The following is a 22,475-nucleotide window of genomic DNA, read 5'->3' on the forward strand; positions in this document are numbered from 1 at the left end:
GATCGTTTCCGGGCACGGCCATCCCCGAGGTCCGCGTTCGGTCCGGGCAGGCGGTCCGCCAGCCGCCCGCCCGGACCACAACCCCTTTCCGGTACGCCGTAAGCCCAGGACCGCCCCACTCCCCCGCCCGGCACCTCCCCGGCGCCCGGACCGCACGCACGCTCCGCGTTCCCGGCTGGTCCTGAGCGGCATGGCGACGGTGCCGGCTGGTGCTCGCGGCCCTCACAACGCCCTCGACAGGACCGTGAGGACCAGCCGAGGGGCGGGAGGCGCGTTGCTGCAGCGTTTCAGCCGATGAGGACCAGGCGGTAGGGGCCGCCGTCGGTGTCGAAGCTGATCCGCAGCTCCTCCGGGCCGGGCACGAAGCCGCCGGAGACCCAGCCCCCGCCCGGACCGAAGGTGGTCGCGGTCATGTCGACGTCCGGGGCGATCGGGTTCACGACCGTGAACGAGGCCGGGCCCTGATGCGCCGGGAGCTCGACCACGAACTTGCGGGCGGACTGCAGGGCGGCGGCCGGAGCGGCGATACGCGTCATGGCGCCCAGCCTCGGCGACCGGCCGATCGGAGCGGTCCGGAAAACGGCGAATGTCACCCTCGCGGCGCCGACATCGCCAGGTCGGGTGACCGGCCGCGCCGCGCCGAGGAGGCACGGGCAGCGCTCCGCGAGCGCGGGGATCGGGAACGGGCCCAGCCACCGGGACGAACTGTCACGTCCATGTCTCCGCCCTCCGAATCCGGGTGGCACCGGATCGGTGGCGCGGCGTTAGGGTTGGCCATGGAGATCCTGGATGATCTGGTGGCTGAGCAGGATCAGCTGGACACCGTGCTCGCCGGGCTGACCCCGGACGACTGGGCCCGGCCCTCGGCGGCGGAGGGCTGGACCGTCGCGGACGTGGTGCTGCACCTGGCGCAGACCGAAGAAGCCGTGGCCGCCTCGGCGGGCGGCGACCCCAGCGGCATCGACTGGCATCGTTTCGGCGAGACCGTGGACGGCGCGATGGACGCGATGGTCCGCGCCGAACGGGACGCGCCGGCCGAGATCTTCGCGCGCTGGCGGGCCGCCCGGCGCGACGCGGTGCGGGCGTTGCGGGCGGCCGATCCCGGGCAGCCGCTGCGCTGGGTCACCGCGTCGTTGCGGCCGCGCACGCTGGCGACCACCCGGCTGGCCGAGCACTGGGCGCACGCGCTGGACATCACCGGGCCGCTCGGGATCGTCTACCCGGACACCGATCGGTTGCGACACGTGGCCTGGCTCGGGCACAGCACGCTGCCGTACGCGTTCCACCTGGCCGGGCGGCCGTCCGTACCGATCAGGTGTTCGCTGACCGCGCCGGACGGATCCCGGTGGGAGTTCGGCGATCCGGCCGCGGAGTCGGTGATCGTCGGCGCGGCCGGCGCGTTCTGCCGGGTCGGCGCGCAACGCCTGAGCCCGGCCGAGTCCGGCCTGCAGACCCGCGGCCCGCACGCCGCCGAAGCCCTCCGGTTGCTCCGCAACTACGCGGTGGTCTAACTCCAGGTGGCCAGGACCCGGGCCTGGCCGCCGGAGCCGCCCTCGTACGGGATCAGGCCCACGAAGATCGTCGCGCCGTGCCGCGGGATGCTCTCCAGATGGGCGAGGTTCTCGATCCCGTAGCGATCAGCACCGGTCAGCGCATGATGCGTGTCGAACGTCGCCGACACCCCCGGGTCGATGCTGAGCGTGTCCACGCCCAGGCTGCGGATCCGCCGGTGCCGCAGCAACCACTCGCAGGCGTCCACCCCGAAACCCGGGAAGTGCAGGGTCCCGGCCGCGTCGGTCCCCCGGTACGCGTCGGCGTCGCCGGCCTTCGCACCCCAGCCGGAATACATCAGCACCGCGGCCCCGTCCGGGATCCGGCCGTGCCGACGCTCGAACGCCAGCAGATCAGCAACGGTCACCACGGTGTCCGCGTCCCGGGCCGCCCGCGCCGCGATGTCGATCACGACGGCCGGCACGACCAGCTCGGCCGGCTGCAGCTCGGTCGAGGTCCGGCCGCCCGCGGTGAAGTGCGCGGGCGCGTCGACGTGCGTGCCGATGTGCTCGATGACCCGCCATTCCTGCATGTAGTACCCGTCGTCGGCGATCGTCGCCACGGTCCGGCGCACCGCCTCCTCACCGGGCTCGAACGCCGGGGTGCCCGGCCCCAGCGGGTAGGTGAGATCACGCAGCCCGCGGCGTCCGGCGGCCTGCGCGGGCTCGCCCAGGGCGACGGCCGCGGCGGCTCCCGCGCCGCCGAACAGGGCCGCGCGGCGGCTGAGACCGGGTTTGCTCGGTTCGGTGCACATCAGCTGGACTCCCTCGGGTCGTCGGACCATCACGGTGGCGACGATCAGGGCCGCGACCGGATCCGCCACTCATCGTGCCGGTCCGCGAGCCGCGACGGCAGCCCATCCCCAGTGGAATCCGCGATCGATCAGCCTGCCGCGCGGAGTCTTTTGCGGGTTTCGGCCAGCAGGTCGTCCGCGGTCTTCCCCCGCGCGTCCCGGGCGTCCGCCGGAGCGCCGGCCGCCACCAGCACCGCCATCAGCTCCGCGTTGCCGGCCAGCGCCGCCGCGTGCAGCGCCGTCCGCCCGTCCACGTCCGGTTCCGCGATCGGCAGCCCGGCGGTGAGCAGCACCGGCAACACCCGTCGATGGTCCAGGTGGGCGAGCCAGTGCAGCAACGTCCGGCCCAGCCCGTCCCGGAAAAGCGGATCGGTCCCGGCCGCGAGATCGGTGAGCACACCGTCGGTGTCACCGTGCAAAGCCCGCGCGAGATGGTGCTGCCGCAACTTGCGGATGTCCTTCGGTACGGGCTTCCCGCCGGTACGGAAGCCCACCCGAGCCCGGGCGCACCCGCTGACCCGTCCCCCGAGCGCCCCGAGCAGCGCCTCCCGCTGCAGCTCCGCCTCGTCGTGGTGCGGCGTGCTCACCGCCGCCCCGATCACCTCCACCACGTGCCACTGCCCACCGCACCGCACTCTGACCTGCGCGTACGGCTCGTGCAGCACCGGCCGCCAGTCCTGCGCCCGCCCCGGGAACAACGCCTCGTGCACCAGCGGGTGCAACTCCTCAGGCGTCAGCACCCCCCAGCGCAGCAACGCCGCGTCCAGGGGCGCCGCCACCCCGAACCCCACCGGCCCGGTCTTGTCCTGTCCCGCCGACCACGCCCCCGGGCTCACCACGACCGACCCGTCGGGGCGCACCGTGAGATCCAGCCCGCTCCACCCGAACGGCCGGAACGTCGCACCACCCAGCATCTCCCGGTACCGCCCGGCCAGCCGATGCGCCTCCACGGACAGCACCGGCAGGTTCGCCTGCGCGCGGGCGAACGCGTACGAGTGCCAGGCCCGCCCGTCCGGCTCCGCCACCTCGACACCGGCCGACCGGAACAGATCCTCCAGCCGGTCCCCGCCGGTCTCGGCCAGCAGCCGCTCGAACTCGGACGCCCGATCCCCCGGCCCGTCCCCACCGTCCCAGGGCAGCCGGGACGCCGACGCCCCGTACGCCCAGCGCCGCTCGGTCACCGCCGCGTCGAACCACGCCCAGGCCGGCATGTCCACCCACCACCCGGTGAGCTCATGAACGTCGGCGACCCGCAACGCCAGCCGCTGCGGCGCGTCCACGCTCGGCGGCAGCGTCACCACCAGCACCGGGGTGCCGCGCCGGCGCAGCAGCCGGCCGGGTGTGCGGAACGGCTCCGGCCGGCGGGACAGCACCAGGCGTACCCCGGGCTCCAGCGCCGCCGAGTCGACCCGGGGCAGGTGCCGGCGCAGGAAGTCCGGCGCGAACCCGGCCAGATCGGCCTCGATCATCGACGCCTGGGCGGTGCCGAACCTGGCGGCCACGTCCCGCAGGTCGACGTGCACGTCCACGCCGGCCGCCGTGCACGCCGCGCGCCAGTCCCCGGCTTCCCGGGCCACGGTGGCATCCATGATCATTGCGGCCGGGGTCGCGTGGGTGAGCTGCCTCGCGTACCGCTCCCGGTCCCGCCGCCGCGTCAGATCCACCCGTGTCCGTTCCGCCGTGTCCTGAGGGTGGCGGGCCGACCGGATTCGAACCGGTGTCCTTCCCCGTGAGAGGGAGACGCGACGACCTCTGCGCTACGACCCGCCACCGCGCAGTGTAGTCACGCCCCCGCGACCGGGATCAGGCGGAAGATCCGGATCGTACGATGCTGGGCCTGATCGCGGTAGCGACGGTATCCCGGCCACTGTGCGACGAACGCCTGCCACAACTGCTCCCGGTCGTCGCCGGTCGCCTCGCGGGCCTCGACGGCCACGTCCCGCCCGCCGATGGTCACCGTGGCCTGCGGGTGGTCGCCCAGGTTGTGCACCCAGGCGGGCGCGGTGGCGCCGCCCCAGTTGGACCCGACCACGACGTAGGTGTCGCCCTCCGCGACGTACTGCAGCGGGTTCTGCCGCGGCAGCCCGCTGCGCCGCCCGGTGGTGGTCAGCAGCAGCGCCGGGGCCATGCCCAGCGCCACCACGCGGCCCCGGGTGAGCCGGCTGAGCCACCGGTCGACGGTGACCGTGCGCCGCGCCAGCGGGGTGAAGACCGACGCGGTGCCGACCGACCGCCAGAAACTCTTCCAGGACAACGCGAGCCTCCACTCGTCACAGCAAACGGCTCAGCGTAGCGGCACAACCGGACCGCACCCGGACGCCACCGGTTTGTCACTTCACCAGGGCGGATCGTTCCGGTCATGGCCACCACCAAGCAGGCCCGCCGGGCCGCCGCTCTCACTGTCGTCACCGCTGCCGCTGTCACGTTCGCCGGTGCGCCGGCGAGTCAGGCGGCCGTCCCCGTGGACCGGGTCGCCCGTCCCGTCACCGCGCAGGCCGACGCCGCCAAACCGACCGCGACCCAGCTCACCCCGGCGTCCGGGGCGCTCGCCGGTGGCACCACGGTCACGGTCACCGGCACCGGCTTCTCCGCGGTGAACAAGGAGAACCGGGCCGCGGTCAAGTTCGGCGACGTCAACGCGTCCTCGTTCACCGTCGTGTCGGACAGCAAGATCACCGCGGTGGCACCGGCCGGCAGCGCCGGTGCCGTCAAGGTCACCGTCACCAGCACCGCCGGGACCAGCTCCGGGGAGGTGACGTTCACCTACAAGTCGGCGCTCGGCGCCCAGTTCGACGCGGTGACCGGGGCGAAGATGGCCGGTGGCACGATCGTGCCGGTCACCGTGACCGGTGGCACCGTCGGTGACACCGCGAAGGACTTCACCGCCGAGAAGATCACCGCGAGGGTCGGCGAGGTCGCCGCGACGGCGGTCGCCTGGGTCGACGCCACGCACGTCAAGGTGACCGCGCCGAAGAGCACCAAGGCGACCACCGTGCCGATCACCCTGATCCGCGACGGCATCGCCGGCACCCCCTCGACCGCGACCGTCGGGTACGCCCCGGCGATCGGGCTGCTCGCCCCGGCCAAGGTGTCCACCGTCGGCGGCACCACGGTCACGATCAGCGGTACCGGGTTCTCGGAGGTCAAGGCGGACGACCCGACCGCGGTCCGGTTCGGCGACAAGAACGCCACCAGCTTCACCGTGAAGTCCGCGACCTCGATCGAGGCGGTCGCCCCGGCCGGCGTCAACGGCGTCACCGCGGTGACCGTGAAGACCGCCGGCGGCGCGGGCAGTCTGCCGTTCGCGTACCGCGCGCCGCTGGGCATCGAGGTCACCGACGGCGCCGTGGTCAAGGCGTCCGGCGGCTCGGTGCTCGTCAAGGTCACCGGCGGCACCGCCGGGGCGACCGCGAAGGATTTCACCACCGAGGCGATCACCGCCACGGTCGGCACCGCCAAGGTCACCCCGCTCTGGGTCGACGCCACCCACATCCGGGTGCCGGTACCCTCGTCGGCCGCGGCCTCGGCCGGCATCACCCTGATCCACGACGGGGTGCCCGGCACCGTCGGCACGGTCCCCTACGTGCCGGTGGTGGTGAGCCTGTCCGCCGAGGGCGACAAGCTCGCCGGCGGCGCGAAGGTCACCGTGAAGATCGCCGGTGGCGACATCACGACCGCGACCGGCTTCAAGTTCGGTGACAAGGCCGCCGAGTGCACCGCGCAGGGCAAGGCCAGCGGGACCACCTGGCTGTGCACCGTCCCGGCGGGCGCACGGTCCGGCCCGACCTGGGTGTCGTTCACCGCGAGCAGCGGCACGGCCAGCCGCTTCACCATCGCGGCCGCCTTCTCCTACTCCGAGCTGGACTGAGTCACGGGCGTCACGGCAGCACCCGAACCTCCCCGCCAGTTGGCGGGGAGGTTCCGCCGTGTGGCGGTGTGCGGAATCACCGGGTGGCCACAGGATGGTCACACGCTCGCAACACCAGGAGGCACCTCGTGACGCTCGACATCGGCCCTCCCCCGCCCTTCGACCCCGAACTGGCCGCCGCGCTCGACGTGCTCGCCGTCGGCCTGCCGCCCGCACTGACCGCCGACATGATCGAGCCGATGCGGTCCGGCTCGCTGCTCGCCGAGGTCAGCGACGACGACCTGGCCCGCGGCGGCGCGTTCACCGTCACCCGGCGCACCGTGCCCGGCCCGGCCGGCGACCCGGACGTCGAGTTGCTCGTCCTGACCCCGGCCGGCGCCGGTCCCGGGCTGCCCGGTCTCTACCACGTGCACGGCGGCGGCATGATCCTCGGCGACAACCGGACCGGCGTCGAGGTGCTGCAGGACTGGGCCACCGAGGTGCCGTCGGTGATCGTGTCGGTGGAGTACCGGCTCGCCCCCGAGCACCCGCATCCGGCCCCGGTCGAGGACTGCTACGCCGGCCTGGTCTGGACCGCCAAGAACGCCACCGAGCTGGGCATCGACCCGCAGCGCCTGATCATCGCGGGGGCCAGCGCGGGCGGCGGGCTCTCCGCGGCGACCGCCCTGCTGGCCCGCGACCGCGGCGGGCCGGAGCTGGCCGGTCAGATGCTGCTCTGCCCGATGCTCGACGACCGCAACGACACCCCGTCGGCGGTGCAGATGGCCGGCCGTGGTGTGTGGGACCGGACCGCGAACGACACCGGCTGGACCGCGCTGCTCGGTGCGGACCGCGGCGGTCCGGACGTGTCACCGTACGCCGCGCCGGCCCGGGCCACCGACCTGTCCGGGTTGCCGCCGGCTTTCATCGACGTCGGTTCGGCGGAGACGTTCCGGGACGAGGACGTCGCCTACGCCAGCCGGATCTGGCAGGCCGGCGGCCGGGCCGAGCTGCACGTCTGGCCGGGCGGGTTCCACGGGTTCGACATGCTGGCCCCGCAGGCCGCGGTGTCACAGGAGGCTCGCGCCGCCCGGGTCCGCTGGCTGCGCCGGCTGCTCGGGAGCTGACCCTTCCTTCGTGCTGGGCGGCGGGAGAGGATGCCACCGTGAGAGATCTCGCCGCCCGGCTCACCGCTCTCGACCCCGACGCGGGCGCGGCGCTGCAGGTCATCGCGTATTTCGACCGCCTGGTCGAGGGCCGCGCCGGCCTGCCCGCGATCATCCGCGGCGCCGCCGTCCTGGCCGGCTGCCCGGCCCGGCTCACCGACCCGCGCCGCCGCATCTCGCTCCGGGTCCAGCCCGACGGCACGAACACGACCCCGGCCCCGTCAGCCCAGGCCGACTCGGGCCGGGCCGCCTCGGACCAGGCCGCGGCCTTCGGCGGATCCGCGGCCAGCGAGGGTCCGGCGTGGATGTCCGTCGAGGTCACCGACGGTGCCGTCCTCCGGCTGGAACGCATCGGCCCACCCGGCCCGGTCGACGCAATGATCTTGGAACGGGCCGCGGCCGCCGCCCGCGCGGTCCTCGACCGCACCCCAGCACCGCCCACCGACTCCCTCAAGATCGTCGTAAACCCCGACGCCACGGAAGCGGTCCGGCTGCAGGCCGCCTCCCGTCTCGGCCTCACAACCACCGATTTCGTACGGGCAATCGCGCGCCCCGACGGCCACATCCACCTGGCCACCGACCGGGATCCCCCACCCGGCCCGCAGCAGCGGACCGGCGTCGGCCCCCTCGGCCCAGTCCTCACCCTCCCCGAGTCCTGGGCAGCCGCCCGGACCGCGCTGCGCTTCACCGCGGACGGCACCGAGCCCGACCCGGGCCCGCGCATCGTGCACGCCGAGCACCTCGGCGGCCTGGCCCTGCTCGCCGCCGTGATCACCCCGGACGCCGTGCCCGTCCCGGACGTCCGCGCGCTCGACCGGGTCGCGGCCACCGCTCCGTGGGCCCTGGCCACCCTGAACGCCGCCGCCGAGGCACCCAGCCTGCGCGCCGCCGCCGCGACCCTGCGCCTCCACCACTCCACGATGCAGGAGCGGCTCTCCCACATCGACCACCAGCTCGGCTGGGACTTCCGCACTCCCCCGGGCCGGCTACGTCTGCAGCTGGCGTTCGCCCTCCGGCGCCTTCATCACAACCCCGCCGACTGAGCAGATTTTGTCACCGGGTCAGCACTCGATGACGTTCACGGCGAGGCCGCCGCGCGACGTCTCCTTGTACTTGACCTTCATGTCCGCCCCGGTCTCCTTCATGGTCTTGATGACCTTGTCGAGCGAGACGTGGTGCCGGCCGTCGCCGCGCAGTGCCAGCTTCGCCGCGGTCACCGCCTTGACCGCCGCCATCCCGTTGCGTTCGATGCACGGGATCTGCACCAGCCCGCCGATCGGGTCGCAGGTCAGCCCCAGGTTGTGCTCCATGCCGATCTCGGCGGCGTTCTCCACCTGCTCCGGCGTGCCACCGAGCACCTCGGCGAGCCCGCCGGCCGCCATCGCGCACGCCGACCCGACCTCGCCCTGGCAGCCGACCTCGGCGCCGGAGATCGAGGCGTTCTCCTTGAAGAGCAGCCCGATCGCCCCGGCCGTCAGCAGGAAGCGGACCACCCCGTCCGGCGACGCCCCCGGCACGAACCCGAGGTAGTAGGTGAGCACCGACGGGATGATCCCCGCGGCGCCGTTGGTGGGCGCGGTCACCACACGACCGCCGGCCGCGTTCTGCTCGTTGACCGCCATCGCGTAGGCGGTGAGCCACTCCATCGCGTGCACCGCGGGATCACCGGCCACCCGCAGCTGGCGGGCGGTGGCGGCGGCCCGGCGGCGCACCTTCAGCCCGCCCGGGAGCACCCCCTCGGCGTCCAGACCGGCGGTGACGCACTCCTGCATGACGTCCCAGATCCCGAGCAGCCCGGCCCGCACCTCCGCCTCGGGACGCCACACGGTCTCGTTGGCCAGCATCAGCCGGGAGATCGAGAGCCCGGTCGACCGGGTCAGTGCCAGCAGCTCCGCCCCCGACGTGAAGGGGTAGGGCTGCGGCGTCTCGTCCGTACGCACGTGGAAGCCACCCTGACCCACGATGAACCCGCCGCCGACCGAGAAGTAGCTCTTGCGCAGCAGTTCGGTGCCGTCGGCGCCGAGCGCCGTGAAGGTCATCCCGTTGGGGTGCTCGGGCAGCGATCGGCGCCGGTGCAGCACCACCTCGACGGCGACGCTGCGCCCGGTGGGCAGGGTGATCCGCCCGTCGGCCGGCGGGTCGAGCGTGGTGTCGACCGTCTCCGGGTCCTCGCCCATCAGCCCGAGCAGCACCGCCCGCGGCGTGCCGTGGCCGTGCCCGGTGGCACCCAGCGAGCCGAAGAGCTCGGCCCGGATGCTCACCACGCCCTCGTCACAGAGGCGGGTGAACATCCGCGCCGCCCGCATCGGGCCGACGGTGTGCGAGCTGGACGGCCCGATGCCGATCGAGAACAGGTCGAAGACGGAGACGGCCATGTCGTCAGTCCCTCAGGTCGCGCGGTCGGATGGTCAGGATCATGCGCTGTCCCCGGCGATCAAGGCGGCGTAACCGGCCTCGTCGAGGGTCTCCGGCCCGCCGGTGACCCGCAGTTTGTAGAGCCATCCGGCGCCGAACGGATCGCTGTTGATCAGGGCCGGGTCGTCGACCACGGCCTGGTTGACCTCGACGATCTCGCCGTCCGCGGGTGCGTAGATCTCGCTCACCGACTTGGTCGACTCGATCTCGCCGGACGGGTCGCCGGCCGTGACGGTCGTGCCCGGTTCGGGCAGCTCGACGAAGACGACGTCACCGAGCGCGTCCGCGGCGTAGGCGGTGATGCCGACCGTCGCGACCGGGTCCTCGGTCAGCCATTCGTGGTCTTTGGTGTAACGCAACGGATGCCTCTATCGCTTGTAGAAGGGGAGCGGGACGATGTCGGCTTCCTCGCGGGTGCCACGCACATCGACCAGGAGTTTCGTCAGGTTGAGGTTTTTCGCCACGTAGGCCATCGCGATCGGGTGCCCGAGCGTCGGCGACGGCGCGCCGCTGGTCACCTCGCCGACCTTGGCGCCGGTCGCCGGGTCGAGCACGGCGTGCCCGGCGCGCGGCGAACGGCGGCCCTTGGTGACCAGGCCGACCAGCACCGACTCGGGTTCGACCGCGCGCAGCGCCTCGGCGCCGACGAAGTCGCGCTTGTCCAGCGCCACCACCCGGCCCAGCCCGGCGTGCATCGGCGTGGTGCGCACGGTCAGCTCGTGGCCGTAAAGCGGCATGCCGGCTTCCAGGCGCAGCGTGTCCCGGCAGGCCAGCCCGGCCGGGGCGGCACCGGCGGCGGCCGCCCAGTCCCAGATCGCCTCGGCGTCGGCGTTCTCGCAGTAGATCTCGAAGCCGTCCTCGCCGGTGTACCCGGTCCTGGCCAGCAGCACGTCCCGGCCGGCCAGCCGCTCCGGCTTGATCGCGTAATAACGCAGGTCGGGGTGCTCGCCGACGATCGAGACGGCCTGCGGGCCCTGCACCGCGATCAGCGCCCGGTCGGCGGCGGTGATCGTCACCGGGTAGCCCCCGGAGTACTCCCCGAGCATGGCAAGCACGACCGGCGTGTTCGCGGCGTTCGCCACGACCAGGAAGTGCTGCTCGGCGAGCCGGTAGACGACCAGGTCGTCGAGGACGCCGCCGGTGGTGTGGCACAGCATGGTGTATTTGGCGCGGCCGACCGGCACCGCGGAGAGCCGCCCGACCAGGGCGTAGTCCAGGAACGCGGCGGCCTCGGGGCCGGTGACGTCGATCTGGCCCATGTGTCCCAGGTCGAACAGTCCGGCGGCTTTGCGGACCGAGTGGTGTTCGGCGACGTCACTGCCGTAACGCAGCGGCATCTCCCAGCCGGCGAAGCTGGTCAGGTTGGCGCCGAGGCGCCGGTGGACGTCGTGCAGCGCGGTGCGTCTCAACAGGGAGGCTCCTTGGTCGTCGGGCCTCCCTCGCTCTGTCACGGATGCCTGAGAGGTTCACCGCCCGGCGTCGGGCGGCTTGCACCTTGGGCGCAGCGCCCTGGGAGGGCGCTGACTTTCCAGAGTCGCCTGACCGTTGCGGTACGTGGGCCTGAGAGATTCTGAGGGAGAAGTTGCTCCTTCGGCGACCCGCCCGGTTTCGGCGAGTGCTCTCCCGCAGCGGTTGTCGCGGCGAAAATCTTCACTTGTGGCTCGGAAGCTATCAGGCCCAGCCAGCCTCATCAAGATCGACTGCCCGCAGTGCCCGTCTGTTCCCCCAGAGTTCTACCCGCCTCCCCCACCTCTAACCCACGGCGGCCACCGCTTCACCGCTAGCCGGCGCTTTCTTTCTCGCCCGCCTCGGCCAGGCGAGAAAGGGCCGGCAACGCCTGAACGATCGCCGCGCTGTCATCCGCGTCCAACTGCTCGAAGAGCCGGTCGAACGTCGCGGCATAGTGCGCGTAGGTCCGGGCCAGCAGATCCCGCCCGCCCTGGGTCACCTCGACCAGCACCCCGCGCCCGTCGTTCGGATCCGGCACCCGTCGGACCAGGGCGGACTTCTCCAACCGGCCGACCAGCTGGGTCATCCCCGGCTGCGACGCCCGGGTCAGCCGGGCCAGATCGGTCACCCGCCCCGGCCCCTCGTCGACGAGCCGGCGCAGCACCGCGAGCGCGATCGAGCTCGGGTTGTCCGGCCCTTCCAGCTGGCGCAGATAGCGAACCAGTTGCGCGAGCACCGGCAGCAACTGTGACCCACGACTTTCCCCGGCCACCATGTCCATAACCTCATTACGCATTCAGTGTCGAGCCACGGCGGCCCCACCCGCCACCGACCCCGCTGCGCGGAGGCGATCCCGGTCCACCATTGTTCCCACAGCCCCACCCGGTCTCAGCAGTCGCCTTCACCCCCGGGCCGATGCCCGGTCTTCACCGTCCCGGGCGACGATGTGGCGCCTCCCGAGGAAGTAACCTGGACGCGAACCGTTCAGCAATCCGGGAGGTGGCCGCGGTGAGCGCTGCCCCGTCCGGCCCGGGCCGGCCCCGGGATCCCGAGGTCGACCGCCGGATCACCCAGGCCGCTCTGGACGTGTTCGGCGAGGCCGGCTGGGCCGGTTTCGCGATGGAGACCGTCGCCCGCCGCGCCGGGATCGGCAAGGCCACCCTCTACTTGCGCTGGAGCAGCAAGGAACTCCTGCTCACCGACGCGCTGACGGCCGGGCTCCCGCGGGTCTCCGACGTCGACACCGGCACCCTGCACGGTGACCTGGTCGAGCTGGCCACCCAGATCCTCACCCTCTACATCGGCCCGGGCAGCCGCGCCGCCCTCCGCCTGAACCTCGAGGCGGCCACCATCCCCGGCATCGCCGAGCACTACGCCCGGATCCGCTCCTCGCAGATCTCGGCCGCCCGCGACATCGTCCGCCGCGGCGTCACCCGCGGCGAACTCCCCGACTCGGTCCCGATAACGCTCCTCGTCGACACCCTCACCGGCGGCGCCATGATGCACGCCCTCACCACCCCACCCGACGAGCGAGCCACCCGCCTCAAGGCCGCACCCCACCACGCCCAGCAGCTGGTCACCTTCCTGCTCCACTCGGTCAGCTGACCCCAGCCGGCTGGCACCCACGGCTCCCTCGCGGCTCTCGAGACGACCGTCAGCGCCAGCCGGGGCCGTGACCAGGGCCGGACCGCGGCGCGGGCCGGCGTTCCGGCTGGTTCACGGGGGTGTCTCCGGGTCCCTGACACACCCCCGTGAACCAGCAGGCCGGATCGAGCTGGACGTCAGGGGTCCCTCCGAGCTCGGGAGGCACCCCTGAGGACCAGCCGGGAGAGGCGGGAGGCGCGCAGCGGTCCGGGCCCCGCTGCGGGCATCGCGCCGGGTGACTCGCACGGGGGTTCAGGCGGGCCAGTGGTAGGTGCCTTCGGTCAGCTCCACGGGGGGATGACCGGTCAGGGAGAGGATGCCGGTTACTCCGGGTGGGAGGGTTGTGGTGACCTCCAGGGCGCCATCCGTAAGGGTCCAGGACACCGCGATCCGGCCGTGGCGGGTGTCCAGGGAGGAGCGGCACCAGGTCAGAGCGCCGCCGGGGCGCGGCGCGATCGACACTCGCGCATATCCCGGGGAAAGAGGAGCGATACCCCCGACGGTACGGTGCATCCAGTCCGCCACCGCCCCGAGTGCGTAGTGGTTGAAACTGGTCATCTCCCCCGGGTTGACCGAGCCGTCGGGCAGCATCGAGTCCCATCGTTCCCAGATCGTGGTCGCCCCCATCGTGACCGGGTAGAGCCACGACGGGCACGAACGCTCCGTCAGCAGCCGGTACGCGTCCTCCAGGTGACCGGTCCTGGTCAGCGCCTCGGTGATGTACGGCGTCCCCGCGAACCCGGTCGACACCCGGTACCCACTCGCGGCCACGAGCGCCGCCAGCCGCTGCCCGGCGGAATCCGCAGCGGCAGTGGAGAGCAGCCCGAACACGATCGCCAACGTGTACACCGTCGTGCAGTCGGAGCGGATCGTGCCGTCCGCCGCGACATACTCCGCGTTGAACGCCGCCCGGGTCCGCGCGGCCAGCGCACCGAACTCCGCGGCGTCCTCCGCAAAGCCCAGCAACGCGGCCGTCGCCGCCACCGTCGTGAGCGACCGGTAGTAGGCCGCCGTCGCCACCACCCCCGGATCGGCCTTGGCCTTGGCCGGCGCGTCCGGCGGCGCGTCCGGGTCGAGCCAGTCCCCGAACTGGAACGACCCGTCCCACACTCCGGACGGCGACAGCAGAGTACGCACCCGCCGCACGTGCGCGGCCATCGATGGATACTGCCGTTCCAGCAGGTCACGAGACCCATACGCCTCCCACAGCGTCCACGGCACCCACACTGCGGCGTCCGACCAGAACGCGGTGCTGTCCGGGTCGGGGAACTCCGGCGGGTGCGGCTGGAACTTCAGGATGTCCGGGATCACGAACGGGACGAGCCCGTCGGCGGCCTGCTGCTCGGCGGCCAGGTCGGCGAGCCAGTCGGCCAGGAACGCCTCGACGTCGAACAGGTACGCCGCCGACGGGGCGAAAACGGCCAGGTCACCGGTCCAGCCGAGCCGCTCGTTGCGTTGCGGGCAGTCGGTGGGCAGGTCCAGGAAGTTGCCCTTGGTGCTCCACACCACGTTGCGGTGCAGCTGGTTGAGCAACTCGTCGGAGCAGGCGAACTCGCCGGTGCGCCGCAGTTGCGAGTGCACGACGACGGCTTCCAGCTGATCGGCTTCGGCCAGCGACAGACCGGTGGCCTCCACGTACCGGAAGCCGTGGAACGTCATGGTCGGCTCGAAGAAGTCCACGCCGCCGCTGCGGATGAACCGGTCGGTGGCCTGGGCGTCGCGCAGCGGCCGCACGCCGAGCTCGCCGTCCTCGAGGACCTCGGCGTGCCGCAGCCGGACCTCCGAGCCGGCCGGTCCGGTGGTGGTGAACCGCACCCAGCCGACAAGGTTCTGCCCGAAATCGATCAGGATCCGCCCGGTGGGCGACTCCCAGACCTTGCTGGGCGCGACGAGATCCTGCCGGGTCACTGCCGGTCCGATGTACGGCGTGAGCCGCCCCCGATCGAAGTCCAGCACCCGCACCGGCAGCGACCACCCGGGCGCGGCCGTACGGCGGCGCGCGTCGATGGTCTGCCCGTCGTACAGATCATCGGCGATGACGTCGGACCCGCCGGCGGTCCAGCTCTCGTCGGTGACCACCACCTGCCGGTGCCCGTCCGCGAAGCGGATCTCGAGGTCGGCGATCACCCCGAGCCGGTCCCCGTAGAACGCCCGGCCGCCCATGAAGCCCAGCCGCCCGCGGTACCACCCGTTGCCGACCTGCACGGTCAGCACGGAACCGGCCGTGAGCAGCCCGGTCACGTCGTGGCTCAGATAGCGGAGCCGGTGCTCGTAGGAACTCCAGCCCGGGCTGAGCACGTCGGCGCCGACCGGCTGCCCGTCGATCCGGGCCTCGTGCACGCCCAGGCTGCTGATCCGCAGTGTCGCCGCGACGACGTCGCCGTGGCCGGTGTCGAGGTCGATCTCGGTCCGAAAGCACGGGGCACTGCCCAGCTCGGTGGCTGGCGTGATCATCCGCGCGGTCGAGTCGTGCATCATGAAACCTTTCATTGATGGGACCGAGCTAGCCCTTGACCGAGCCGGAGACCATCCCCGAGACGATCTGCCGCTGGAAGATCGCGAACAGGATCAGCGGCGGGATCGTCACCAGCAGGACGTCCATGAACAGCAGGTTGTAGGCGTTGTTGTACTGGCCCTGGAACGTGAAGAGGGTGAGCTGCACGGTGGCGTTCTCGTCGCCGGGCAGGAAGTACAGCGGGCTGGCGAAGTCGTTCCAGATGAACACCGACTGCACCACCACGACGGTCACGATGATCGGCCGCAGCAGCGGGAACACCACCCGGAAGAACAGGCTCACCGGCCCGGCCCCGTCGATGGTCGCCGCCTCGTCCAGCTCGCGCGGGACGCTGGCGATGAACGCCTGGAACAGCAGCACGCAGAACGCCATCGCGTAGGCGATCTCGACCAGGATCAGCCCCGGCATGGTCTTGAACAGCTGGGTCTTCTGCAGCACCCAGATGGTCGGCACCACGGCCGGCGGGATGACCAGCCCGGACAGTACGATCAGGTTGAGCGCGCCGGTCCAGCGCGACTTGCGCCGCTGCAGCACGAACGCGGCCATCGCGGCCAGGACGACCACCACGGCGACGCTGACCACGGTCAGGATGGTGCTGTTGATGAACGCGATGATCAGCAGGTAGTCGCGGGCCTCGATCACGGCCTGCAGGTTCTGCACGAACGCCCACTGGGTGGGCCAGGAGAAGTCCAGCAGCGCCGAGGCCGACTGGGTCTTCGCGGCGGTCAGCAGGATGAACGCGAACGGCACCAGGAACACCACGGCGAACAGCGTGATCGCCAGGCCACTGAGCGCGATCCGGGAACGATTCACGACTCCTCCCTGCGGTTGAAGAACCAGAACAGCGGCAGGACGATCAGGATGACCAGCAGGAACAGCACCACGTTGCCGGCCGTGGACAGCCCGTAGAAGCCGGCCTGGTACTGCTTGTAGACCACCGAGGCCATCACGTCGGACGTGAAGCCCGGACCACCCTTGGTCATCGCCCAGATCAGGTCGAACTTCCGCAGCCCGCCGATCAGCGACAGGATGATCACTGAGATGGTGGCCGGTTTGGCGAGCGGCAGCGTGACGTGCCGGAACCGGTGCCAGGCGCTGGCTCCGTCCATCTTGGCCGCTTCGAAGTACTCGCCGGGGATGGTCAGGATGCCGGCCATGTAGATCACGGTGGCCAGCCCGACGCCCTGCCAGACGTCGACGAGCGCGACCGACAGCAGCGCCCAGCTCGGGTCGACGAGCCAGGCCGGCCCGTCGATGCCGATCACGGCGAGCGCCTGGTTGATCAGCCCCTTGGTCGGGTGCATGAGCACCTGGAAGGTCAGGCCGACCCCGATCGTGCTGACCAGTACCGGGAAGAACGCCACCGAGCGCATGAAGCCGCGCCCGATGATCGGCCCGGTCAGCAGGATGGCCAGCGCCATCCCGAGGACCACCTTCAACCCCGAGGTGACCAGGGCGTAGATCAGGGTGTGCGTCAGCCCGGAGGCCAGCGCCGGTTCCCGGAAGAACTGGACGTAGTTGTCCAGGCCGATGAACTCCTGGTCGAACAGGGTCCACCGGGTCAGGCTGAAGTAGAACGCCATCACCGACGGGACCAGGAAGAACACCGTGAAGATGAGCCCGCCGGGGATCAGGAACCAGTACGGGTACGTACTCCGCCGGCCAGCCGTCGCGGTCGCCATCACCAGCCCTTGAGGCCGAGCTGCTGGGCCTGCTTCTTGACGTCCTCGTCGTACAGTTTCGCGCCGGCCTCGGCGGACCGGATCCCGGACCCGACCTCGACGGTGATCTGCTCCAGCGCCGGGCCCTTGATCGGTGAGAGGAATTCGAGCGCGGGACTGGCGGCGCCCGCGTCGACGTACGCACTCAGGTCCTTGACCGCGGGAGCGACGTCGTCGGGCAGCTTGCAGGTCTTGACCGCGAACGGACCGCCCACCGGGGTGGCGGCGGCCTCGGCCGCGCAGCCGTCCGGGGAGGCCAGGAACGCCTGGAACTTCTTGGCCGCCGCGAGCTTGTCGCCCTCGGTGCTCTTCGGGATGTAGATGCCGGACGGCTCCCAGAGCGTCACGCCGTTCTTGGCCGCGTCGGTGCCGGGCATCGCGAAGAAGCCCACGTCACCGACCTTGCCGGGCGCCGCCGTCTCGATCGCGGTGACCCCGAAGGTGATCATCGGGTAGTGCCCGGCCTTGCCGGTGGCGACTGCGGCCAGGCCCTCGTTGTACTTGGCCGAGGCGTAGTCGGCGTTCCAGTACCCGGCCTTCTTCAGCTCCTCGAGGCGCTGGAAGCCGGCCAGCGCTTGCGGCGTGGTGGCGAACTTGGCCTGGTTGTTCGTGTACTTGTCGGCGAAGCCGGGATCGGCGGCGGCCACGTTGTGGTAGTCGGCGAGCACCAGCACCTGCGAGGTCCACGACTCGCTGTAGGTCTGCTCGACCGGGGTGACCCCCTCGGCCTTGAGCTTGGCGTTGTTGGCCATGAAGTCGGCCCAGGTCTTGGGCACCTGCAGGCCGAGCTTGGCGTAGAGCGGCTTGTTGTAGAAGATCCCGCCGCCGGTGATGTTCTGCCACGGCGAGCCGTAGACCTCGTTGTTCGCCGAGACGACCTGCTTGAACGTGGGGTCGAGGTCGCCGACCCAGGACTCGCCGGTGATCGGGGTGAGGTTCGCCTGCGGCGCGATGGCCTGGAACAGCGAGCCGGAGTTGTATTCGAAGACGTCGGCCATGTCCCCGGTGGCCAGGCGGGTCTTGACGAGGTTGTCGCCCTCGCTGCCCTGCGGCCGGGTGTCCAGCTTGACGGTGATGTCGGTGTTCCTGGCGGCGAAGGCGGCGATGACCCCTTCGGCCACCTTCACGTTCGCCGGGTCGTTGTTGGTCAGGAAGGTGATCGAGGTCTTGCCGGACCCGTCGTCGTCGTTCGACCCGAGCGAGCCGGCGCTGCAGGCCGACAGGGTGAGCACGCCCGCGAGCAGGACCGCGGCACTGTATCTCATCGGTGAACCTCCGGTTTCGCGCATGTTTGTAGATCGGTCTCCGCGTGTAACTGGCGTCACAGTAGACCGATCTACGCATGGCACACAAGGGCGATTTCGAAACGTTTCAAAAGATGCGGAGCGGTCTACAGTTGCGGCTATGTCGATCACGAAGGGCCGCTCGGTCACGATCAGCGACGTAGCTCGGACCGCGGGCGTCTCCCGGGCCGCGGTGTCCAAGGTGATCCGCAATGCGTACGGCGTGAGCCCCGCCATGCGCGAACGTGTCGAAGCCGCCATCGGCGAGCTCGGCTACCGCCCCAGTGTCGCCGCGCGGGCCCTGCGCGGCTCCAGCTATCGCCTCGGGCTCGAGATACCGCACGTCAGCGCCCGGTTCATGACGCAGATCATGGAGGGCGCCAAGCAGGCCGTCGCCGGCACCCCGTACCAATTGGTCCTCGCCCCGGCGCACGGCCCGGAGTACGACACCCTGGAGTCCCTGGCCGACGGCCTCGTCGACGGCATCATCGCGATCTCCCCGCTGGTCGACCCGGCCTGGCTGGAGGACCTGGGTCGCCGGATCCCGGTGGTGATGCTCGGCCGCCACGACCACCCGACCGGCTACGACACGGTGGTCGGCGACGACATCGGCGGCACCCGCGCGATCATGACGCACCTGTTCGAACTCGGTCACCGCCGGATCGCCCACCTGACCGAGCCGGAGGCCGTCACCCGGCCCGGCTGCGGCACCCCGCACGCGGTCCGCCTGGAGACCTACCGCACCGTGATGACCGAGGCCGGTCTCGCCGACCTGATCCAGGTCGCCCGCCGCGAGGACGTACCGGACCTGGCCCGCGCTGCCACCGCCGAACTGCTGGCCAGCCCGGAACCCCCGACCGCGATCGTCGCGGGCCACGACGACATCGCGATGGGCGTGCTCGCCGAGATCGCCGCCACCGGCCGGCACGGCGAGATCGCGGTGACCGGTTATGACAACACCGACCTGGCCGCGCACCCCTTGATCGACCTCACCTCGGTCGACCAGCAGGGCATGGAGATGGGCGCCCAGGCCGCGACGATGCTGCTCGAACGCCTGCAGGGCCGCACCGAGCCGCGCCGCTACCGTGCCACCGCCACCCTGCGGATCCGCGGCTCGTCGGTCCGGTCACCCGGGTAGCGCGGCCACCACGGTTTCCGCGCCCGCCGCCGCCGCGGCCTGCCGCAGGGTGCGCCCCTGCGGATCGCGCAGCAACGGATCACAACCGGCCGCCAGGTCCGCCAGGACGGTCGCGCTGTCGCCGTGGACTAGGCGGGCGAAGAAATGCCGCCGCCACTTGCGGATCTCTTTGGGCATCGGTTTCTTTCCGGTACGGAACGCGGCCAGCGCCGCCGCACACCCGGAGCTGCGTCCCCCGAGCACGGCGAGCATGGTCTCCCGCCGCACCTCGGCCTCGTCGTGGTCCGGCAGTCGCAGGCTCGCCCCGGCGATCTCGACGAGGTGCCAGTCCGCGCCGCACCGGACCCGGATCGCCGCGGACGAGTTGTGCCCGACCGGCCGCCACCGCTGCACCCGCCCGGGGAACAGCGCCGCGTGCACCAGCGGATGCAGCTCGTCGCGGCTCAGCGCGCCCCAGCGCAGCAGCGCCACGTCCAGCGGCGCCGCGAGGCCGAGCCCGTAAGGACTGGGCGGGCCACCCCGGCGCCGCCGCCGGTTCCAGATGCCGACCACCGGCGTCCCTTCCTCGGACACCCGCAGCTCCAGCCCGCCGGCGACGAGCGTCGGGAACACCGTCGCCAGCTCGCCGTACCGGCCGGCCAGCCGGCGCGTCTCGGCGGCCAGCAACGGGAGCCGGTCCTGCTCGGCGGTGAGCAGCCGCGAGTACCACTCCGACCGGTATCGGTCATCGGTGTCGAGCCCGGCCGACCGGTACAGCTCCTCCATCCCCTCCTCCATCCCCTCCGGCGCGATGGGGCGGAGAAGCCGCTCGAACTCGGCGGCACGATCCGGCGCCGGGTCCGCAGTCCCTCGCAGGTCCGCCGGGGTCAGGGTTTCTTCCTGGTCCGGCACCGGGTCCGCCGGGGTCGACGTTCCTTGGGGGTACGCCGTTCCGTCCGCGAAGTGCCACGCCACCCGCTCCGCCGAAGCCCCGTACGCCCAGCGCCGGTCGGCCACCTCGCTCGCGTGCCACGTCCAGGGCGGCAGGTCCAGCCAGTCGCGGTCGAGCTCCGCCAGGCAGCTGACCGTGAGCTCCAGCCGCTGCGACGCGGTCACGGTCGCCGGGGTGGTCAGCAGCAGCACCGGGGTGCGGGGTTCCACGGTGGCCCGCCGGGACAGCACCACGGACAGCGCCGGCCGCACCGCGTGGTTGCCGGCCCGGGGCAGGTGCCGGCGCAACAGGTCAGGCGCCAGACCGGCGAGATCCGCGTCGAGGAAGGCCGCGTCGCTCGGGTCGATCCGGACGTCCACCCCGGCGGCCGCGCAGGCGCCCCGCCAGTCCCCGGCGAGCCGGGCCGCCGTCGCAGCCGCCACCATCCCGGACGGCGCCGCGTAGGCGAGTTCGCGCGCGTACCGTTCCCGGTCCCGCCGCCGTTGCAGATCCACCGCTACCTTTTCCCGATCGTGCTGAGGGCGGCGGACCGGCGTCCTTCTTCCTCAGCAGGAAGATCTGTGCTGCGGCCCGCCACCCGCAGAGTGTATTCAGCCGCCGATCTGGCCGGACACGTCGATGGCGATAGCGTCGAGCTGGGCGCGGGTGAGCACCGGGACCGAGGCGACCGGCGGGCTGCCGTCGCCGCCGAAGTAGTTCACCGCCTGCAGCCGCATGGCGTACCTGCCACCGCGCAGCAGCACGTCGGCACCGTAGAAGTTCCAGCCGTTGCCCGGTTGCTCCCGCCAGTGCACCAATGCCAGACCGATGTCCGTACGGGTCACCGCGCAGTCCGGAATCGTCCTGTCGCACTCGGCGAGCGGTGAGCAGGACTCCCCCGCCGCGCAGGTGGCGGGGCGGATCGACAGGTAGAAGCCGCCCTTACGGCCACCGGCGGTGAGCCCGGACCGGGCCTCGAACGACACCGGATCCCGGTTGAGCCACATGGCCGGGTGCCCGTCCGGTGTCCGCTTCTCCCCCGGCGAGTCCGGCATGTAGATCCATCTCGTGCCGGGCGCGTGCTCGGCGGTCGCCTTCTCCAGCGCGACCCGCAGTCGGGACAGCGTGCGCTGCTGCCCGGCCGCGGTGCCGGCCTCCACCGCGAACGCGCTGACCGCGGTGTGCCGCACCCCGGACGGCGTGACCGGCGTGGCCACGGGCGGGGCGGCCGGCTGCGGGGTGACCGGTCGCGGCGGGCCGCCGGTCAGACTCACTCCGACCAGCGCCGCCAGGACGACGGCCACCCCGGCCGACCCGGTCGCCGCCAGCCGCTGAAACCGGCGCCGGCGCCGCACCCGGGTGATCACGGTGTCGATGTCGACCGTCGACGGCGGTGCGGCCCCGATGAGCCGATCAAGCATCTCCTGGGTCATTTTCGGCTCTCCGTCGTGTAGGACAGCGTGCGCAGCAACTCCAGCGCCCGCTTCGATTGACTCTTGACCGTGCCCGGCGAGATGCCGAGCAGCTCTGCGGTCTCCTCGACCGACCGATCGAAGTAGAAGCGCAGGACGATCACCGCCCGTTGCCGCCGCCCGAGATGCCCGAGCAGGGTGTCCAGCTGATCCCGGTCACCGGCCCGATCCGGCGGTGTCCACCCGTGCTCCGGCAGCACCTCGGCCGGTTGCTCGCGCCGCCACGGCCGGCGCCGTTCGTCGATCCAGGACGTGGTCAGCACGCGTTGGGCGTACGCATCAGGGTTGTCCGCCGCAGCGACCGTGCGCCAATGCGCATACAGCTTGCCGACGACGGTCCCGACCAGGTCATCGGCCAGATGCCAGTCTCGGCACAGCAGGTAGGCGGCCCGCCGCCAGCGCTCCATCCGTGCCCCGACGAACGCCCGGAAATCGTCCTCCTCGGACCTGTCCAACGATGCCCTCCCCCTCGCGCTCCTGCCGGCACGACAGACACGCGCCCCTGCCGGCACGACGAACACGCGCTCCTGCTGGCACGACGGAGCACGGCTACCGCAGGGTTGCATCCGCG

The 22,475-nt window shown here is 71.9% G+C and carries 21 protein-coding genes, 1 tRNA gene and 2 riboswitches; of the genes, 6 read left to right on the forward strand and 16 right to left on the reverse strand.

Annotated elements, in window-relative coordinates:
• Window positions 1-287: 287 nt before the first annotated feature.
• Window positions 288-536 (reverse strand): hypothetical protein, encoded by a 249-nt coding sequence (locus ADL15_RS18625; protein ID WP_157441456.1) that lies wholly within the window; start codon window positions 534-536, stop codon window positions 288-290.
• Window positions 537-776: 240 nt separating this feature from the next.
• Between ADL15_RS18625 and ADL15_RS18630 the strand changes: the two genes are divergently transcribed.
• Entirely contained in the window at window positions 777-1,511 is a 735-nt protein-coding gene (locus ADL15_RS18630; RefSeq protein ID WP_067692389.1) for a maleylpyruvate isomerase family mycothiol-dependent enzyme, read from the forward strand.
• Here the strand turns inward: ADL15_RS18630 and ADL15_RS18635 are convergent.
• The 4 genes from ADL15_RS18635 to ADL15_RS18650 all read right to left on the reverse strand — a co-directional run bounded on the left by ADL15_RS18635 (window position 1,508) and on the right by ADL15_RS18650 (window position 4,598).
• Complete coding sequence (locus ADL15_RS18635; protein WP_067692468.1) at window positions 1,508-2,305, reverse strand: cyclase family protein; 798 nt, start codon at window positions 2,303-2,305, stop codon at window positions 1,508-1,510. The two genes, ADL15_RS18630 and ADL15_RS18635, sit on opposite strands and share 4 nt — an antisense overlap.
• Window positions 2,306-2,433: 128 nt before the next feature.
• Window positions 2,434-4,008, reverse strand: coding sequence for an ankyrin repeat domain-containing protein (locus tag ADL15_RS18640; RefSeq protein WP_067692392.1), 1,575 nt, complete (start codon window positions 4,006-4,008; stop codon window positions 2,434-2,436).
• A gap of 30 nt (window positions 4,009-4,038) precedes the next feature.
• Window positions 4,039-4,111 (reverse strand) — tRNA-Glu (locus tag ADL15_RS18645).
• A 16-nt stretch (window positions 4,112-4,127) separates the two neighbouring features.
• Complete coding sequence (locus tag ADL15_RS18650; RefSeq protein WP_067692395.1) at window positions 4,128-4,598, reverse strand: nitroreductase family deazaflavin-dependent oxidoreductase; 471 nt, start codon at window positions 4,596-4,598, stop codon at window positions 4,128-4,130.
• 105 nt (window positions 4,599-4,703) lie between these two features.
• On the opposite strand from ADL15_RS18650, the gene ADL15_RS18655 reads away from it, so the two are divergent.
• From ADL15_RS18655 to ADL15_RS18665, 3 genes are all read left to right on the forward strand, one after another.
• Entirely contained in the window at window positions 4,704-6,212 is a 1,509-nt protein-coding gene (locus ADL15_RS18655; RefSeq protein WP_067692397.1) for an IPT/TIG domain-containing protein, read from the forward strand.
• A 128-nt stretch (window positions 6,213-6,340) separates the two neighbouring features.
• A complete protein-coding gene (locus ADL15_RS18660) occupies window positions 6,341-7,318 on the forward strand; it encodes an alpha/beta hydrolase (RefSeq protein ID WP_232344204.1) in 978 nt (325 codons plus the stop codon).
• Between the two features lie 38 nt (window positions 7,319-7,356).
• Complete coding sequence (locus tag ADL15_RS18665) at window positions 7,357-8,400, forward strand: helix-turn-helix domain-containing protein (RefSeq protein WP_067692400.1); 1,044 nt, start codon at window positions 7,357-7,359, stop codon at window positions 8,398-8,400.
• 18 nt (window positions 8,401-8,418) lie between these two features.
• Here ADL15_RS18665 and ADL15_RS18670 read toward each other — a convergent pair whose 3' ends face one another.
• From ADL15_RS18670 to ADL15_RS18685, 4 genes are all read right to left on the reverse strand, one after another.
• Window positions 8,419-9,732 carry an L-serine ammonia-lyase gene (locus tag ADL15_RS18670; protein ID WP_067692403.1) on the reverse strand — a complete coding sequence of 438 codons (1,314 nt, stop codon included), beginning with the start codon at window positions 9,730-9,732 and terminating at the stop codon, window positions 8,419-8,421.
• Window positions 9,733-9,771: 39 nt separating this feature from the next.
• Window positions 9,772-10,131: a glycine cleavage system protein GcvH gene (gcvH, locus tag ADL15_RS18675; protein WP_067692406.1), complete on the reverse strand. Its 360-nt coding sequence runs from the start codon at window positions 10,129-10,131 to the stop codon at window positions 9,772-9,774.
• A gap of 9 nt (window positions 10,132-10,140) precedes the next feature.
• The gene (gcvT, locus tag ADL15_RS18680) at window positions 10,141-11,181 is read right to left on the reverse strand and encodes a glycine cleavage system aminomethyltransferase GcvT (RefSeq protein WP_067692409.1); all 1,041 of its coding nucleotides are present in this window, start codon (window positions 11,179-11,181) and stop codon (window positions 10,141-10,143) included.
• Between the two features lie 33 nt (window positions 11,182-11,214).
• Window positions 11,215-11,306, reverse strand: a riboswitch (glycine riboswitch).
• A gap of 4 nt (window positions 11,307-11,310) precedes the next feature.
• Window positions 11,311-11,408, reverse strand: a riboswitch (glycine riboswitch).
• 144 nt (window positions 11,409-11,552) lie between these two features.
• On the reverse strand, window positions 11,553-11,957 hold the full coding sequence (locus ADL15_RS18685; RefSeq protein ID WP_232344205.1) for a MarR family winged helix-turn-helix transcriptional regulator: 405 nt from the start codon (window positions 11,955-11,957) through the stop codon (window positions 11,553-11,555).
• A gap of 272 nt (window positions 11,958-12,229) precedes the next feature.
• Here ADL15_RS18685 and ADL15_RS18690 point away from each other — a divergent pair, with 272 nt between their 5' ends.
• Window positions 12,230-12,826: a TetR/AcrR family transcriptional regulator gene (locus tag ADL15_RS18690; protein ID WP_067692476.1), complete on the forward strand. Its 597-nt coding sequence runs from the start codon at window positions 12,230-12,232 to the stop codon at window positions 12,824-12,826.
• Between the two features lie 291 nt (window positions 12,827-13,117).
• On the opposite strand, the gene ADL15_RS18695 is transcribed toward ADL15_RS18690, so the two are convergent.
• Genes ADL15_RS18695 through ADL15_RS18710 form a run of 4 tightly spaced genes read right to left on the reverse strand, consistent with a single transcriptional unit; the run spans window position 13,118 to window position 18,366 of the window.
• Window positions 13,118-15,343: an alpha-L-rhamnosidase gene (locus ADL15_RS18695; protein WP_067692416.1), complete on the reverse strand. Its 2,226-nt coding sequence runs from the start codon at window positions 15,341-15,343 to the stop codon at window positions 13,118-13,120.
• Between the two features lie 25 nt (window positions 15,344-15,368).
• Complete coding sequence (locus tag ADL15_RS18700) at window positions 15,369-16,193, reverse strand: carbohydrate ABC transporter permease (RefSeq protein WP_232344206.1); 825 nt, start codon at window positions 16,191-16,193, stop codon at window positions 15,369-15,371.
• Window positions 16,190-17,062: a carbohydrate ABC transporter permease gene (locus ADL15_RS18705; protein ID WP_067692419.1), complete on the reverse strand. Its 873-nt coding sequence runs from the start codon at window positions 17,060-17,062 to the stop codon at window positions 16,190-16,192. Before ADL15_RS18705 ends, ADL15_RS18700 begins: the two co-directional genes overlap by 4 nt.
• Complete coding sequence (locus tag ADL15_RS18710; protein WP_067692422.1) at window positions 17,062-18,366, reverse strand: ABC transporter substrate-binding protein; 1,305 nt, start codon at window positions 18,364-18,366, stop codon at window positions 17,062-17,064. Before ADL15_RS18710 ends, ADL15_RS18705 begins: the two co-directional genes overlap by 1 nt.
• A gap of 139 nt (window positions 18,367-18,505) precedes the next feature.
• Here ADL15_RS18710 and ADL15_RS18715 point away from each other — a divergent pair, with 139 nt between their 5' ends.
• Window positions 18,506-19,522: a LacI family DNA-binding transcriptional regulator gene (locus tag ADL15_RS18715; protein WP_067692424.1), complete on the forward strand. Its 1,017-nt coding sequence runs from the start codon at window positions 18,506-18,508 to the stop codon at window positions 19,520-19,522.
• Here ADL15_RS18715 and ADL15_RS18720 read toward each other — a convergent pair.
• The 3 genes from ADL15_RS18720 to ADL15_RS18730 all read right to left on the reverse strand — a co-directional run bounded on the left by ADL15_RS18720 (window position 19,511) and on the right by ADL15_RS18730 (window position 22,359).
• Window positions 19,511-20,947 (reverse strand): hypothetical protein, encoded by a 1,437-nt coding sequence (locus ADL15_RS18720; protein ID WP_067692426.1) that lies wholly within the window; start codon window positions 20,945-20,947, stop codon window positions 19,511-19,513. The genes ADL15_RS18715 and ADL15_RS18720 overlap by 12 nt on opposite strands.
• Window positions 20,948-21,043: 96 nt before the next feature.
• Window positions 21,044-21,865, reverse strand: coding sequence for a hypothetical protein (locus ADL15_RS18725; RefSeq protein WP_067692428.1), 822 nt, complete (start codon window positions 21,863-21,865; stop codon window positions 21,044-21,046).
• Window positions 21,862-22,359, reverse strand: coding sequence for a SigE family RNA polymerase sigma factor (locus ADL15_RS18730; protein WP_232344207.1), 498 nt, complete (start codon window positions 22,357-22,359; stop codon window positions 21,862-21,864). Before ADL15_RS18730 ends, ADL15_RS18725 begins: the two co-directional genes overlap by 4 nt.
• Window positions 22,360-22,475: the final 116 nt, after the last annotated feature.

The sequence above is a fragment of the Actinoplanes awajinensis subsp. mycoplanecinus genome (genome assembly GCF_001509495.1).
GTDB classification, from domain to species: domain Bacteria; phylum Actinomycetota; class Actinomycetes; order Mycobacteriales; family Micromonosporaceae; genus Actinoplanes; species Actinoplanes palleronii.

Excerpts from the sequence above, each read along its gene's own strand:
- ADL15_RS18705 (WP_067692419.1), bottom strand. The coding sequence starts at position 17,062 with ATGGCGACCGCGACGGCTGGCCGGCGGAGTACGTACCCGTACTGGTTC.
- ADL15_RS18655 (WP_067692397.1), top strand. The coding sequence starts at position 4,704 with ATGGCCACCACCAAGCAGGCCCGCCGGGCCGCCGCTCTCACTGTCGTC.
- ADL15_RS18630 (WP_067692389.1), top strand. The coding sequence starts at position 777 with ATGGAGATCCTGGATGATCTGGTGGCTGAGCAGGATCAGCTGGACACC.
- ADL15_RS18715 (WP_067692424.1), top strand. The coding sequence starts at position 18,506 with ATGTCGATCACGAAGGGCCGCTCGGTCACGATCAGCGACGTAGCTCGG.
- ADL15_RS18635 (WP_067692468.1), bottom strand. The coding sequence starts at position 2,305 with ATGTGCACCGAACCGAGCAAACCCGGTCTCAGCCGCCGCGCGGCCCTG.
- ADL15_RS18695 (WP_067692416.1), bottom strand. The coding sequence starts at position 15,343 with ATGATGCACGACTCGACCGCGCGGATGATCACGCCAGCCACCGAGCTG.
- ADL15_RS18710 (WP_067692422.1), bottom strand. The coding sequence starts at position 18,366 with ATGAGATACAGTGCCGCGGTCCTGCTCGCGGGCGTGCTCACCCTGTCG.
- ADL15_RS18725 (WP_067692428.1), bottom strand. The coding sequence starts at position 21,865 with ATGACCCAGGAGATGCTTGATCGGCTCATCGGGGCCGCACCGCCGTCG.
- ADL15_RS18625 (WP_157441456.1), bottom strand. The coding sequence starts at position 536 with ATGACGCGTATCGCCGCTCCGGCCGCCGCCCTGCAGTCCGCCCGCAAG.
- ADL15_RS18670 (WP_067692403.1), bottom strand. The coding sequence starts at position 9,732 with ATGGCCGTCTCCGTCTTCGACCTGTTCTCGATCGGCATCGGGCCGTCC.